Here is a 13,620-nt window from a genome sequence, read left to right as displayed (position 1 = left end):
CCGCCAGCTTAACCCACGGGGTGTACCAGGGGCAATTACGCCAGAACGGCCTTTTCCGTCACCAGATCGGCCAGCTTGACCTCCGGCCGGGCGCCGACGTGGCTGATGACCTCGGCCGCGGCGACGGCGCCGAGCCGGCCGCACACCGCCGGGGACAGGCCGCGCGTGAAGCCGTAGAGGAAGCCCGCGGCGTAGAGGTCGCCGGCGCCGGTGGTGTCCACCACGCGCTCCACCGCCGCGGCCGGAACCTCGACCACCTCGCCGCCGGACACGATGACGGCACCCTTCTCGCTGCGGGTCAGGGCGGCGACCTTGCCCAGGCGCTTCACCGCCTCAAGCGCGTCCTCGAACCGGTCGGTCTTGTAGAGCGCGGTGATCTCATGCTCGTTGGCGAACAGGATGTCGACGTGGCTCTCCACGAGGTCCAGGAACTCCGCGTGGTGGCGGTGGACGCAGAAGCTGTCGGACAGCGACAGCGACACCTTGCGGCCGGCGCCGTGGGCGATGGTGGCTGCCTTGCGGAAGGCCTCCTTGGCGCGGGGCGGATCCCACAGGTAGCCCTCCAGGTAGGTGACCTGGGAGCTGGCGATCAGGGCCTCGTCGATGTCCTCCGGCCCCAGTTCCACGCAGGCGCCGAGGAAGGTGTTCATGGAGCGCTGGGCGTCCGGCGTCACCAGGATCAGGCAGCGCGCGGTCGGGGCGCCGCCGTGGCCGGCCGCGGTTTCGAAATGCACGCCCGCCGCCCGGATGTCGTGGCGGAAGACCTGGCCCAACTGGTCGCCGTGGACCTTGCCGATGTAGGCCCCCTTGCCGCCCAGCGAGGCGATGCCCGCCATGGTGTTGCCGGCGGACCCGCCGGAGATCTCCACGCCCGGGCCCATGCGGCCGTACAGATCCTCCGCGCGGGCGGCGTCGATCAGAGTCATGGCCCCCTTCTCGATGCCGTTGGCGGCGAGAAAGGCGTCGTCGGCGTGCGCGATGACGTCCACGATGGCGTTGCCGATGCCGGTAACGTCGAATTCGGCCGAAGCCATGGGCTCTCCTTGTACGGAACTGCGGTTGCAAAATTGGCGGGGAGTATAGCCGCGCCCGCCCGCATCACAAGCGCGGCGCGCCCGCCTCGTGCCGCACCGCGCGAAGCAGCGGCGCATCCGCCACGTCCTGTCGAACTCCTTCGGGTTCGGCGGAACCAACGCGGCGCTGGTCTTCGCCCCGCCTCCCTGAGTCCGGGGGTGCGGCGAAAGGGAAAAGCGGCGGGACGGCCCTGGAACCGTGGCGCGGGCGGGCGTAGATATGCAGCGCACCACGCCAGGACTATATTGGGACAGGGACTCCGGATGATCCGCGCGCTGCTTCTCGCCATCGGCCAACTCTCCGACCCGGGCTCGCGCCGGGTGGTGTGGATCGGCGTGCTGTCCGCCGCCGCGGCCTTTGCGCTGCTGGCGACGGGCGTGTGGTGGGCGCTGTTCCACACGGCGCTGACCGGCTACGAGTGGGTGGACTATGTGATCGACCTGCTGGGCGGGCTGGCGGTCCTGGTGCTCGCCTGGCTGCTGTTTCCGGCCACCGTCGGCACCGTGTCCAGCTTCTTCCTGGACGAGGTGGTGGAGGCGGTGGAGCGGCGCCACTACCCGCAGCTTCCCCCGCCCCGGCAAACCGGGGTCGTCGAAGAGCTGGGGACCGCCCTGCGCTTCCTGGTGGTGGTGCTGCTGGTGAACATCGCCGCCCTGCCGCTGTATTTCCTGTTGCCGGGGTTGAACCTTCTGATCTTCTACACGGTCAACGGTTATCTTCTGGGCCGTGAATACTTCGAGATGGTGGCGGTCCGCCGGCTTGGACGGAAAGAGGCGGCGTATCTGCGGCGGTCGCGGCCGTTGAAACCATTTTCGGCTGGCGTCGCTATTGCCTTCCTTTCCACCATCCCGTTCGTCAACCTTCTGGTGCCGGTGATCGCGAGCGCCTTCATGGTCCACGTCTATCATTCGATGGTCGGGCATTCGTTGGCTGGGCAGCCCACGGCGGGACCCTCCCTGGCGGGGCGGTCGCGGCCGTGAAAGCCCTGGTGAAAGCTCACATGAAAGCCCACTTGCGGCCGGCCGGATGACCGTGTTACCCCGGCTGGGGTGGGCTTTTCGCCTGCCGCGCGCGTTCCGTGCGGCCGACCGGGCCCGTCATCCGACCTTCGCGATGACCTGACTGACCTGGGGATCCACGTTCATGCTGTTCGGACGAAAGACTCCGCCGAAAGCCCAAGGCACCGCCCAAAGCACAGACGGGGCCGTTCCGGCCGCGGAGGCGAACGCCGCCGAACCGGCGGTGGCCATGTCGCCCCTTTCCTCCCTGTCGAACGCGTCCGCCGCCGCGCCCGCCCAAGCCGTTCAGGCCCAAGGCGCCCAGGCACTGGCCGGTCACCCGCCGGCCCCGACCAGCCGCACGCCCTCTCCCGAGCCGTTTTCCTCCAAGGGACCCGAGATGAACACGACCAGCCCGAAGCCCCCCACCGGCGGCCCTATCCCCGGCGCGAGCTACAAGCCGACCGACATCCCGCGCCGCACCGTCGACCTGCCGGGCGTCGCTTCGCGCAAGCCCGAAGGCTTCGGCGCCCCATCTGCTCCCGTGGCCCCGCTGGCCGCCGCTCCCGTCCAGCCCGTGTCGCCCGTCGGCGCGCCGCTGGCATCGGAGCAGCGCCGCCTGATCGTCGGCCGCGACATCTCGCTCAACGGCGAGATCGGCTCCTGCGACGTGCTGGTCGTCGAAGGCACCGTGGAGGCCAAGCTGCGCGACGGCCGCTCCATCGAGATCGCTGAGACCGGCCTGTTCAAGGGCTCGGTCGAAATCGACGAGGCCGACATCGGCGGCCGCTTCGAAGGCGACATCACCGTGCGCGGCCGCCTGGTCGTGCGCTCCACCGGCCGGATCAACGGCGCCGTGAAGTACGGCCAGCTGTCGGTCGAGGCCGGCGGCCTGCTCAACGGCAGCATCGGCCAGTACAAGGCCGACGCCCAGCCCGCCACCCCGGCCGCGGAGCCGGCCCCGGCCGCCGCCCCGGCGCCGGACGCCATCGTGGTGGACGGCTAAACGCCGCTAAACGGCTGATTCGTCGTTTGTTTCAGCAAAGCCCGGCCGGACGAGCGTCCGCGCCGGGCTTTGTTTTTTGGCGGTGTGGAGATTCGTAGGTTGGGTGCAGCGCCAGCGAAACCCAACAAACGCGGCAAGGCGACGTGTGTTGGGTTGCGCTTCGCTCCACCCAACCTACGGCTCGTCGCGTACTACGCCGTCGTCTTGTCCTTGAAACCACAGAGGTCGGCGACGGGGCAGGCTGGGCAGTCGGGCTTGCGGGCCTTGCAGACGTAGCGGCCGTGCAGGATCAGCCAGTGGTGCGCGTGGCGGCGGTAGGCCTTGGGGACCACCTTCAGCAGCTTCGCCTCCACCGCGTCCGGCGTCTTGCCGGGGGCGAGGCCGGTGCGGTTGCCGACGCGGAAGATGTGGGTGTCGACCGCGATGGTCTCCTCGCCGAAGGCGACGTTCAGCACCACGTTGGCGGTCTTGCGGCCGACGCCGGGCAGGGTCTCCAGCGTCTCGCGGTCCTGCGGCACCGCGCCGCCGTGGTCGCGCACCAGGATCTCCGACAACTTGATGACGTTCTTGGCCTTGGTGTTGAACAGGCCGATCGTCTTGATGTAGCCGCGCAGCCGCTCCTCCCCCAGCTCGACCATCTGCTGCGGCGTGGTGACGACCTGGAACAGCGGCCCGGTGGCCCTGTTGACACCCACGTCGGTGGCCTGCGCCGACAGGACGACGGCGACCAGCAGCGTGTAGGGGTTGATGTATTCCAGCTCGCTCTTCGGCTCCGGGTTGGCGGCGCTGAGGCGGCGGAAGAATTCCTGGACGGCGGCGGGCTTCATGATATCCACCATGACGGGACCTTGGCACCATAGCGGGACCTTGGCCGGTCATGCAAACATGCCGCAGGGCCGGACGCTGGAACGGCCACGGCAGGTCTATTAGGTTCGTCATATGACCATGACGCCCGACTCTTCTCCACGGCCCGCTCGCGTCTTCTTCGACGCCATCCTGCACCCGCATCGCAGCCTGGGACGGAAGGGGTTCCGCATCCTGATGGCGGCGGTGATCCTGGTCAACCTGGCCATCGCCGGCATCTTCGTCGCCAGCGGCGCCTGGCCGGTGGTGCCCTTCTGCGGGCTGGACGTGCTGGTGCTGTGGCTGGCCTTCCGCGTCAACTACCGCTCCGCCCGCCTGTACGAGCGGGTGCGCCTGACCGACTCCGACCTGACCGTCCAGCGCGTGGATTGGAAGAAGCCGGAGCGGCGCTGGACCTTCCAGCCCTACTGGCTGCGCGTCACCATGGACGACCCGCCGCAGCACGAAAGCCAGGTGACCCTGTCCTCCCACGGAAAATCGGTGATCGTCGGCTCCTTCCTGTCGCCCGACGAGCGGGCGGAGTTCGCCCGGTCCCTGCGCGACGCGCTGGCGGCGTGGCGCCGCACACCTTGCCCTCCGGAACCTGTTTAGGCGCGTTTACGCGCAAGAATCGGGTTGGTCACATCCCGGCGTCGGCGCATCCTTGCGCTGTTTTGGAGCCAGGGAGTCCACCGCCATGCCGTGCCTGAATCCAATCGCCGACCCGGTCGACGCGCAGCACCACCGCGCCATCGCCGCCGCCATCCGGCATCTGGTCGAGAACTGGCAGGACCAGCCACCGCTGGAGGATCTCGCCGCGGTGGCGGGGATCAGCCCCTTCCATTTCCAGCGCCTGTTCACCCGCTGGGCCGGCATCAGCCCGAAGCGCTTCGTGCAGTTCCTGACGCTGGACAACGCCAAGCGCCTGCTGGCGGAGAACCACAGCGTGCTGGACGTGGCGCTGGACGTCGGACTGTCCGGGCCGTCGCGGCTGCACGACCTGTTCGTCGCCTGCGAGGCCATGACCCCCGGCGAGTACAAGGCGCTGGGCGGCGGGCTGACCATCCACTGGGGCCTGCACCCGACGCCCTTCGGCCCGTCGCTGGTCGCCACGACCGACCGCGGCATCTGCTGGCTGAGCTTCGCCGAGGATCCCGATGGCCGCGACGCGCTGAATGAGTTGCGGGAAGCCTGGCCGGCCGCCCGGCTGGTGGAGGACGCCGACGCCACCCGCCCGGCCGCGGCCCGCGCCTTCCGCTGGGACGGTGCTGAATCGGAACCGCTGCGCCTGCTGATAAAGGGCACCAACTTCCAGATCAAGGTGTGGGAGGCGCTGATGCGCATCCCCTCCGGCGTCGTCGTCAGCTACGAGGACGTGGCCCGCGCCATCGGCCGGCCGACCGCCATGCGCGCCGTGGGTGCCGCCATCGGGCGCAACCCGGTCTGCGTCCTGATCCCCTGCCACCGGGTGATCCAGAAATCAGGCGTCATCCACAACTACCGCTACGGCGTTCCGCGCAAGCGCGCCCTGCTCGCCTGGGAACAGGGACGGGCGGAAACCGAAGAGGCGGCGTAACAGCCTCAGTGCCCATACAGGGCGGCGAGGCTGCGCAGGTCGATGTCGCTGCGGTCGTCGGTCAGCACCGGCTGTCCGGCCGTCTCGGCGGGGGCGAGCGTCGCCAGCAGCTGTGACGCGGCGTACGCGGCGGCCTCCGGGGCGTGCTCCAGCCGTACGCGCAGCTCGTCGAGTGTACGTGTCTCCTTCGTCGCGATCAGCAGCCAGTTGCCGCGCCCGGCGTCGGCCACGTACACCGAGGGGAAGACTGCCTCCTGCGTCGCCGCAAGCGGCCCGACCAGCGCGTCGCGGTCGAACGGGGAGACGACGTTCATCACCACCACGCCGCCCGGCGCCAGCCGGCGCTCCACCGCGGCGAAGAACTCGCGCGTTGCGGTGAAGAAGGGGATCACGGCGGTGGAGTAGAGGTCCACGATGATCAGGTCGTGCTGCTCCGCGGAGGTCTCCACGTGCCGCCGCGCGTCCTCCACCGCCACGCGGACCCGCGGATCCAGCCCGAACCGCTCCCGCGCCACGTCCACCACGGCGGGATCCAGTTCCACCCCCAGCACGTCGGCGCCGGGCCAAGCGGTGAGGATGGACCGCGGCACCGCGCCGCCGGCCAGCCCTAGCACCAGCACGCGCGTGCCATTGGTCAGGGCGGGGGTCGCGGTGAACAGGTCGTAGTAGAGGCCGGTCGGCCCGCCGTCCTTGCGCACGCGCGACTGCGTCGCCCACAGCACGTTCAGGTGCAGCCGGATCTCGTGGGCGTCCTCCCGCACCATGATGGTGTTGTGCGGCGTCTCGCGGTAAAGCGCCAGACCCTGGCCTTCCCCAACGCTGGCGGCCCAGGCGGCCGGCACGGCCAGCGCTGCGGCAGCGGCCATCCTCCGTCCTCCGGGAACCACCGCGCAGGCCAGCGCCGGCAGCACCGCGGCCAGCGCGTAGCCGGCCGACACGCCCAGATCCGGAATGGCGTAGAAGGCGGCGAAGAAGGTGCCGCCGATGCTGCCCAGCGTGCCGACGGCGTAGATGCGGCCGGCCGCCGCCGCTCCGGACAGGGCGCTTAGCCCCGCGCAGATCGGCGACACCATGGCCAGCGCGAAGGACGGCGCGCCGAGGACCAGCGCCGCGCCGAAGACCGACCCTTCCGCCGGGTTCATCCTCTCCGCCACGTCGGCCAGCATGGGCCGGCCCAGCCAGGGCGTCAGCCCCGCCGCCAGCGCACCGGCCAGCAGGGCGAAGCGCAGCGCCGGCACCGCCTTCGGCCCGTCGCCGACCTGCCCGCCCGCCCAATAGCCCGCGGCCATGAAGGCCATCACCACCCCGATGACGGCCCCCCACTGGTACACCGAATAGCCGAAATGCGGCGCCATCAACCGCCCGCCCAGGATCTCCATCATCATCAGCGACCACCCCGCGGCGAAGGCCGCGGCGGCGAGCGCGTAAGGGCGGGTGGGGGAGGTGGGGGGTGCGGGCTGGGTCACGGCTCCACAGTATCAGCGGCCGGACAGCAGCGAAAGGAAAGCGGGGAAAGGATGGGGGCAAAACGGTCACATTGCGCGTTGCATACGAGTGCGCTACCGCATCGCTTGTTCAACCCTAGGGATCAACATGCGGATCGCGCGGATCGGCAAGCTGACGTTTCGCCAGACGTCGGAGGAGTTCGAAGGCTTCGACTGGAACGAGCCGAATCGCGACCGGCATTTCGCCAAGCACGGCATCGACTTCCCCATTGTCGCCGAGGTGGACTGGTCCAAGATTCTGAAGGCGCCCGATACGCGCAAGCGTTATCATCCGCAACGCTCGGTCTGTCTCGCCTTCTGCCCGAAGCTCGGGCGCGTTCTGGTCATTGTGTACGAAAAGACGGACGGCGTTGGGACCATCATCTCGGTCAGGTTGGCGAACCATGTCGAAGAAAAGCTATTCCATGCCTGACGCGCGCGACCGGACGGATTACGAGCGCCTGCGCAAGCAGCCGGCGGAGGCCATTGACGTTACGGACATTCCGCCACTCGACAGCCCCGTCTGGTCCGGTGAGACGGCGCCACCCGCCGTATCACGGCCGGCGGCCCGGATCGCGCGAACCGGTCGCCGCTGACGTGATCCGCTAGCCCTTCAGCCCATAGACCTCGATCGGGTCGCTCAGGCCCTTGACCGGGTGCCAGCCCACGGAAACCAGACGGTCGCCGCAGGTGGCGGCGATCTCGGCCGAGGTCAGGATGGTGCGGTCCAGGCGGTTGCACAGGCCCTCGATCCGGCTGACCAGGTTCACGGCCGGGCCGATCACCGTGAAGTCCAGGCGGTTGGCCGAGCCGATGTTGCCGTACATGACGTCGCCGAGGTGCAGCGCAATGCCGCAGCGGAGCGTCGGCTGGCCCCAGGCGGCGCGCTCCGCGTTGCGGCTGTTCATCGCCTTCAGCGCGTCCTCCGCCGCGTCCAGCGCCTTGGTGCAGGCGGCGGCCCCGCTGTGGTCGCCGTCCTCCAGCGGGAAGATCGCCAGCATCGCGTCGCCGATGAATTTCAGGATCTCGCCGCCGTGCTGCTCCACGGACCCGCCCATGATCTCGAAATAGTCGTTCAGCAGCGCGATCAGCTCCTCGCGCGGCAGGCGGTCGGCCAGCGGCGTGAAGCCGCGCAGGTCGCAGTACCACAGCACGGCGCGGACGTTGGCGCCGGTGCCGCGACGGATGTCGCCGGACAGGATGCGCGTGCCGCTCTGCCGCCCGACGTAGGTGTCGAGCACCGTGGCGGCGAGCCGCCGCAGCGCCAGCGTCTCCAGCACCGCGCCCAGCGCCGGCAGCACCGCGTCGACCAGCGCCAGATCGGCGGTGGAGAAGCCGCCGGGCCGGTCGGTGGTGAAGCTCAGCACGTTGCGCCGCCCGCCGGCGAACAGCACCGTCATGGCGACATAGTCGGTGGCCCCCTGCTCCCGCAGGTCCGCGAAGACCGGGTAGGGCCAGGGCGGCTCCATCTGCTCCAGCCGGTAGCGCAGGCCGTCGGCGCCGTCCTCGATCAGGGTGGCGAAGGGGCTGGTCAGGTATTCGGTGCTGGTCTCGGTGCCATGCGCCCGGGTCGCGACTTCCACATTCTCCGCGTTGCGGCGCCAGAAGAAGGCGATGGTGCGGATCTGCGGGTGCAGCAGCGGCAGGGCGCAGACGACGCGCAGCAATGGCACGCCGGCGTCCATCAGCCGATGGCAGAACCGGTTCATCAGCTGCTGGATGCTGTCGGCGTGCCGCCCTTCGCGCAGGAGCCAGTCGCTGACCGCCTGGGCCCGGTCTGGGGGACAGGAACCGGGCGGGCCGGGGGGCAGGTCCGGCTGCGGAACGGCGGCCGCGGATTCCGGGATGCTCACGATGCGGTAACCATACGGACGCGATGCTTGATCTGGCGGCGGATTCTGCCCAAGTTTTGCGTACGCCGCCAGTGTTGTTCGGCGTCGATGGAGGATATCACCATGTTCATTCAGACCGAGCAGACGCCCAACCCGGCGACTCTCAAGTTCCTGCCGGGTCGCGACGTGCTCGGACAGGGCGCGGCGGACTTCTCCAGCCGCGCCGAGGCCGCCCGTTCGCCGCTGGCCCAGCGCCTGTTCGAGATCGACGGGGTGGAAGGCGTGTTCCTGGGCGCCGACTTCGTCACCATCACCAAGGCCGCGGCCAAGGAGTGGTTCCTGCTGAAGCCGTCGATCCTCGGCGTCATCATGGAGCACTTCACCGCCAACCGCCCGGTCCTGCTGGAGGACGCCGGCGACGGCCATGCCCAGGGCAACGAGGACGACGGCGAGATCGTCAGCCAGATCAAGGAGCTGCTCGACACCCGCGTGCGCCCGGCTGTGGCCCAGGACGGCGGCGACATCACCTTCCACGGCTTCGAGGAAGGCGTCGTCTACCTGGCGATGAAGGGCGCCTGCTCCGGCTGCCCCAGCTCGACCGCCACGCTGAAGGCCGGCATCGAGAACATGCTGCGCCACTACATCCCCGAGGTCACCGAGGTCCGGGCGGTCCGCTGACCGTCCTATCGTCCCTGTGGGGAGGATTCACCACAGAGGCACAGAGGCACGGAGATTTTCAGAAGAGGTCTCGCCGACACGGCCACGCGCCGCGGGGCGGGGCCTTTTTTGTAAAAGCCTCCGTGTCTCTGTGGTGAAAACCCCTGCCGGACTTACTCCGGCACCACGAACTGCATGCCGAGCCAGCGCCAGCGGCCGTCCTGGGTCGGCAGGGTGCAGTTGACGCGCGACCGGCCGGGCGGGAAGGGGTCCTTGATGCGGACCTCCACCCGGTCCTCGGTCACGCGCTCCAGGACCGTGCGGCCCTGGCCGGAGGCGAAGCAGGCCAGCCGCGACAGGTCGCCGATCCCTTCGCCCACGGTGAAGCCCACGGGGGGCGGGTTGACCGTCAGGAAGGGGTCGTCCGGCGTCAGGTCGGTCACCGGCAGGGGCAGGGCGTTGGCGGCCAGCCGGAAGCGGTCGACGCTGCCGAAGCTCTCGTTCATGACGAAGCGCGGCAGCAGCCAGCGGTCGGCCTGGGGGTAGAGCACGCCCGACTGCTGGCCGAAGGCGGCGGCGAAGCCCTGCTCCGTGACGATGGTCCGGACGGCGGAGGACACCTCCCCCTGCGGGTAGGCGAACAGGGTCGGGCGCTGGCCGGTTTCCGCCTGCAGCCGGTCGGCCATGCGGCGAAGCTCGGCCCGGACGTCGGCGGCGGAGCGCGGCACCAGCGACTGGGTGGCGGCGCCGAGGCCGCCGATGGTCACCCCCGCCGCGGCCAGCTGCCGCACCTCCGCCCAGGTCATGTGGGCGGGGGAGCCGCGGTCGATGGCGTCGGTGGCGACGAACAGGGTGAAGGGCAGCCCGGCGGCCTTCAGCCGCGGCCAGGCCTCGCGGAAGGCGGAGCGGCTGGCCTCGTCGATGGTGATGGCCACGGCGCGGTCGGGCAGCGGCGTGCCGTTGCGCAGCGCCTCCAGGATGCGGGGAAGCGGCAGGACCTGGTAGTCGCCGTCCTTCAGCTCCTCCAGATGCGCCTCGAACTGGTCCAGGCGGATGCTGACCGAGGGCGTCTGGTCCTCGCCGAAACGGTCGTAGGCGAACACGACCGCCGTGGACGGGGCCGCGCTTGCCGACACGTCCGCCGCCACGGCGGGGCCGCCCGCCAGGGTTTGAAAGACCCAGGCGGCGGCCACGGCGAGCAGTGCGACGGCGCGTCGGAACGGCATGTCGGTCCATACGGATCGCGAAGCCGGGCGGATGTCCGGCTTACCTCGAGTGGTGGTGTGGCACATTCTCCCCACCCGGAACAAGTCCGCAACGCCCAAGAACCGCTGCGTCCAGCGCTGGAGGCGGACGGTTGATGCAGGGATGCAACAAACCGGGACCGCCCCGCTGGCCGCCCGACGGCGCTTATGCCATCAGCACACCGCCCGTCGCGGCGTCGGTCAGCAGGGGGTAGCCGTTCGCGTCGGGCAGCTGGTAGTGCCACCACTCGCAGGCGTAATGGCTCCAGCCGGCGGCGGCCATGACGCCCAGCAGCAGGGCGCGGTTGCGCTGCTGTTCGGCGGTCAGGTCGGTGCGGGCGTGGTGCGAGCGTTCGGTCATGTCGTCGAAGTCTGTCCCCATGTCCAGCGGCCGGCCGGCGCCGTCGGCCAGCGTCAGGTCCACCGCCACCCCGCGCGAATGCATGGAGCCGAGTCGCGGGTCGGCGACGTAGGCCGGGTCGGGGAAGGCCTCCCAAAGCCTCCATTGCGCCTCGACGGGCCGGAAGGCATCGTAGATCCGCAGCCGGCAGCCGATGCCGCGGGCCAGCCCGATGGCCGTGCGCAGCCGCGCCGCGGCGTCGGGGTGCAGCAGGCACAGGGAGCGGCGGTAGATCGGCACGCCGGCCAGGTTGCCGGGCGTGGCGTACAGCAGCTCGATGTCGACGTCGTAGTCCGGCGGCGCAATGGTGGTGAGCATGGCCTGCATGGGTCGGGAGAGGGCTTGGCTGTCTATCACGGCCGCGCTCCCGTCCGGTAGCGGGGCCTCGGCAAGGGTGGGTTTCGCCAGGGTGGGGCCTTGGGGTAAGAGGTTGGGCACACGCTTGGGAAGGTGATGGGGCGATGAGGGTTTTGGGCTTGGACACGGCGACGTCGGGCTGTTCCGCGGCGGTCTGGGATGACACCTTCGGGGATGGTGGGCGAGTCACCGCGCGGCGCGCCGAGCCGATGGCCCGCGGCCAGGCGGAGGCGCTGGTCCCCATGGCGGAGGCCGCGCTGGCCGAGGCCGGGATCGGCTTCGACGGGCTCGACCGGATCGCCGTGACGGTGGGCCCCGGCGCCTTCACCGGCCTGCGCATCGCGCTGGCGGCGGCGCGCGGCTTCGCGCTGGCCGCCGGGCTGCCGGTGGTCGGCATCACCACCTTCGACGCCGTCGCCCACGGCCTTCCCGAGGAGGAGCGGCAGGGCAGGGCGGTGCTGGTCGCGGTGGATTCCCGCCGCGCCGAACCCTTCCTCCAGCTCTTCACCCCGTCCTTGGAGCCGCTGGGAGAGCCGGCGATGCCCGATCCCGCGGCGGTGCCCGCCTGGCTGGCCGGGCTGCTGCCGGACGGGCCGCTCCTGGTCGCCGGTGACGGGGCCGGCCTGCTGCGCCCCCTGCTGGAAGGGCGGCCGGACACCGCCTTCGCCGCCGGGCCGGGCACGCCGGACGCGGCCGTGGTCGCGGCGCTGGGGGCCGCGCGCGCTGTGGGCCTGCCGGTCCAGCCCTTCTACCTGCGCCCGCCCGACGTGACGCTGCCGCGCCCACCCGCCCCGTCACCGGCATCGCCGTCCAAAGACCCGTCATGAGCGACGACGTGATCCTGCGGCCGGCCGGGCCGGTCGAGGCGGCGGTGATGGCGGCGCTTCAGCAGGCCTGCTTTCCCGACGATCCCTGGGACGCCGCCTCCATCGCCACCCTGGCCGGGCAGGCGGGATCCTTCGCGGTGCTGGCGCTGGCGGGGGAGGAGCCGGTCGGCTTCGTCCTGGCCCGCGTCGCCGCCGAGGACGGCGAGATCATCGCCATCGGCGTCCTGCCGAATGCCCGCCGCGGCGGCGTCGGGCGACGCCTTGTCGCAGCGGCGCGGGACGGCGCCGGTCGGCTCGGCGCTACGGCGCTGTTCCTGGAAGTCGCCGAAGACAATGACGCCGCCCGATACCTGTATAAATCCTGCGGTTTCTTTCCCGTAGGCCGTCGTCCGGGATATTACAAACGACCAGAGGGAAGGGTTGCGGCGCTGGTCCTCCGGTACTCCTACGCTGACGAATAAACATTAACCTTTTTGAACCCAAAGCCGGTGGATCCCGCCCGTCTCATTCGGATTTTCGGGTTTTAGGGAGAGAATGGAGTGACCCAGTTCGGTCAAGGAACGGGGCACATTCTCCAAGGGTTCGCCCGCGTTCAGCCGGACTTCGAGTGTCTGGCCGGGGGCCATGCGCTCCACCTTCAACTTGGTCTTGACGAAGGTTAACGGGCACACGTCGGAGGTGATGTCCAAAAAGAAATCCGGCGAGTTTTTTTCGTACACTGCTTCCTCTTTACGAGCAAAGGATGGATATTGCACGCGGCCAGAAACCTCTTTATATGGAGAGGAACGCCAAGCCGCGGAGCAAGCTTACATGAGCAATGGGAACCCTTCCAACGCGCTGTTGTCTCTGACCACGGAGATCGTTGCGGCGCACGTCTCCAACAATACAGTTGCTCTCAGCGATCTACCGACGCTGATTGAGCAGGTGTACAAGTCACTCGCGAATGTCGGCACGGAGCCGGTCGTGACGGAGGAGCGGCCGCAGCCCGCGGTGCCCATCAAGAAGTCCGTCACCCCCGATTACATCGTGTGCCTGGAGGACGGCAAGAAGCTGAAGATGCTGAAGCGCCACCTCAAGACGGCCTACAACATGTCGCCGGAGGAATATCGGGACCGCTGGGGCCTGCCCGCGGACTACCCGATGGTCGCCCCGAACTACGCCCGCCAGCGCAGCTCGCTGGCGAAGCAGATCGGCCTCGGTACCCGTGCCCGTCGTGGCGCCGCCTAACAGGCTGCTGAAAAACGGGCTGATGCGGTGCCCTTGCCTCCGCTGAGGCTTGAAAATGGCGTTTCCAACGCCCGTTTTGGTCGGGATGGAGCGTT

At 69.7% G+C, this 13,620-nt stretch carries 16 protein-coding genes; 9 read left to right on the top strand and 7 right to left on the bottom strand.

What is annotated here, in order from left to right; genetic code table 11:
- Positions 1-35 precede the first annotated feature (35 nt).
- Positions 36-1,034 (bottom strand): adenosine kinase, encoded by a 999-nt coding sequence (locus J2851_RS17940; RefSeq protein ID WP_209767763.1) that lies wholly within the window; start codon positions 1,032-1,034, stop codon positions 36-38.
- A 303-nt stretch (positions 1,035-1,337) separates the two neighbouring features.
- Here J2851_RS17940 and J2851_RS17935 point away from each other — a divergent pair, with 303 nt between their 5' ends.
- Positions 1,338-2,054, top strand: a complete 717-nt coding sequence (locus J2851_RS17935) for an EI24 domain-containing protein (protein ID WP_209767762.1) — start codon at positions 1,338-1,340, stop codon at positions 2,052-2,054.
- A 163-nt stretch (positions 2,055-2,217) separates the two neighbouring features.
- Positions 2,218-3,078 carry a bactofilin family protein gene (locus J2851_RS17930; protein ID WP_209767761.1) on the top strand — a complete coding sequence of 287 codons (861 nt, stop codon included), beginning with the start codon at positions 2,218-2,220 and terminating at the stop codon, positions 3,076-3,078.
- A gap of 191 nt (positions 3,079-3,269) precedes the next feature.
- Here J2851_RS17930 and nth read toward each other — a convergent pair whose 3' ends face one another.
- Entirely contained in the window at positions 3,270-3,905 is a 636-nt protein-coding gene (nth, locus tag J2851_RS17925; RefSeq protein ID WP_209767760.1) for an endonuclease III, read from the bottom strand.
- A 112-nt stretch (positions 3,906-4,017) separates the two neighbouring features.
- On the opposite strand from nth, the gene J2851_RS17920 reads away from it, so the two are divergent.
- Together J2851_RS17920 and J2851_RS17915 are read left to right on the top strand one after the other, a co-directional pair.
- Complete coding sequence (locus J2851_RS17920) at positions 4,018-4,533, top strand: DUF2244 domain-containing protein (protein ID WP_209767759.1); 516 nt, start codon at positions 4,018-4,020, stop codon at positions 4,531-4,533.
- 85 nt (positions 4,534-4,618) lie between these two features.
- A complete protein-coding gene (locus J2851_RS17915; protein WP_209767758.1) occupies positions 4,619-5,497 on the top strand; it encodes a bifunctional transcriptional activator/DNA repair enzyme AdaA in 879 nt (292 codons plus the stop codon).
- A 5-nt stretch (positions 5,498-5,502) separates the two neighbouring features.
- On the opposite strand, the gene J2851_RS17910 is transcribed toward J2851_RS17915, so the two are convergent.
- Positions 5,503-6,963, bottom strand: coding sequence for a fused MFS/spermidine synthase (locus J2851_RS17910; protein WP_209767757.1), 1,461 nt, complete (start codon positions 6,961-6,963; stop codon positions 5,503-5,505).
- Positions 6,964-7,051: 88 nt separating this feature from the next.
- Here J2851_RS17910 and J2851_RS17905 point away from each other — a divergent pair, with 88 nt between their 5' ends.
- Positions 7,052-7,414 (top strand): BrnT family toxin, encoded by a 363-nt coding sequence (locus tag J2851_RS17905; protein WP_209767756.1) that lies wholly within the window; start codon positions 7,052-7,054, stop codon positions 7,412-7,414.
- A 172-nt stretch (positions 7,415-7,586) separates the two neighbouring features.
- Here the strand turns inward: J2851_RS17905 and J2851_RS17900 are convergent, their stop codons facing one another.
- Positions 7,587-8,834: an adenylate/guanylate cyclase domain-containing protein gene (locus tag J2851_RS17900; protein WP_307419736.1), complete on the bottom strand. Its 1,248-nt coding sequence runs from the start codon at positions 8,832-8,834 to the stop codon at positions 7,587-7,589.
- Between the two features lie 102 nt (positions 8,835-8,936).
- Here J2851_RS17900 and J2851_RS17895 point away from each other — a divergent pair, with 102 nt between their 5' ends.
- Positions 8,937-9,491, top strand: a complete 555-nt coding sequence (locus J2851_RS17895) for a NifU family protein (protein ID WP_209767755.1) — start codon at positions 8,937-8,939, stop codon at positions 9,489-9,491.
- A 152-nt stretch (positions 9,492-9,643) separates the two neighbouring features.
- Here the strand turns inward: J2851_RS17895 and J2851_RS17890 are convergent, their stop codons facing one another.
- Entirely contained in the window at positions 9,644-10,696 is a 1,053-nt protein-coding gene (locus tag J2851_RS17890; RefSeq protein ID WP_209767754.1) for a polysaccharide deacetylase family protein, read from the bottom strand.
- A gap of 184 nt (positions 10,697-10,880) precedes the next feature.
- Positions 10,881-11,432: a D-alanyl-D-alanine dipeptidase gene (gene ddpX, locus J2851_RS17885; protein ID WP_209767753.1), complete on the bottom strand. Its 552-nt coding sequence runs from the start codon at positions 11,430-11,432 to the stop codon at positions 10,881-10,883.
- 158 nt (positions 11,433-11,590) lie between these two features.
- On the opposite strand from ddpX, the gene tsaB reads away from it, so the two are divergent.
- Together tsaB and J2851_RS17875 are read left to right on the top strand one after the other, a co-directional pair.
- On the top strand, positions 11,591-12,298 hold the full coding sequence (gene tsaB / locus J2851_RS17880) for a tRNA (adenosine(37)-N6)-threonylcarbamoyltransferase complex dimerization subunit type 1 TsaB (protein ID WP_307419738.1): 708 nt from the start codon (positions 11,591-11,593) through the stop codon (positions 12,296-12,298).
- Positions 12,295-12,759 carry a GNAT family N-acetyltransferase gene (locus J2851_RS17875; RefSeq protein ID WP_209767751.1) on the top strand — a complete coding sequence of 155 codons (465 nt, stop codon included), beginning with the start codon at positions 12,295-12,297 and terminating at the stop codon, positions 12,757-12,759. The genes tsaB and J2851_RS17875 overlap by 4 nt, the downstream gene beginning before the upstream one ends.
- 3 nt (positions 12,760-12,762) lie before the next feature.
- On the opposite strand, the gene J2851_RS17870 is transcribed toward J2851_RS17875, so the two are convergent.
- Positions 12,763-13,053, bottom strand: a complete 291-nt coding sequence (locus J2851_RS17870) for a sulfurtransferase TusA family protein (RefSeq protein WP_307419741.1) — start codon at positions 13,051-13,053, stop codon at positions 12,763-12,765.
- 55 nt (positions 13,054-13,108) lie between these two features.
- Between J2851_RS17870 and J2851_RS17865 the strand changes: the two genes are divergently transcribed.
- The gene (locus J2851_RS17865) at positions 13,109-13,525 is read left to right on the top strand and encodes a Ros/MucR family transcriptional regulator (protein WP_209767750.1); all 417 of its coding nucleotides are present in this window, start codon (positions 13,109-13,111) and stop codon (positions 13,523-13,525) included.
- Positions 13,526-13,620: the final 95 nt, after the last annotated feature.

The organism is Azospirillum rugosum (assembly GCF_017876155.1).
Lineage (GTDB): Bacteria > Pseudomonadota > Alphaproteobacteria > Azospirillales > Azospirillaceae > Azospirillum > Azospirillum rugosum.
Note: the sequence above shows the minus strand (reverse complement) of the source record. Positions and strands in the feature narration are given on the sequence as shown.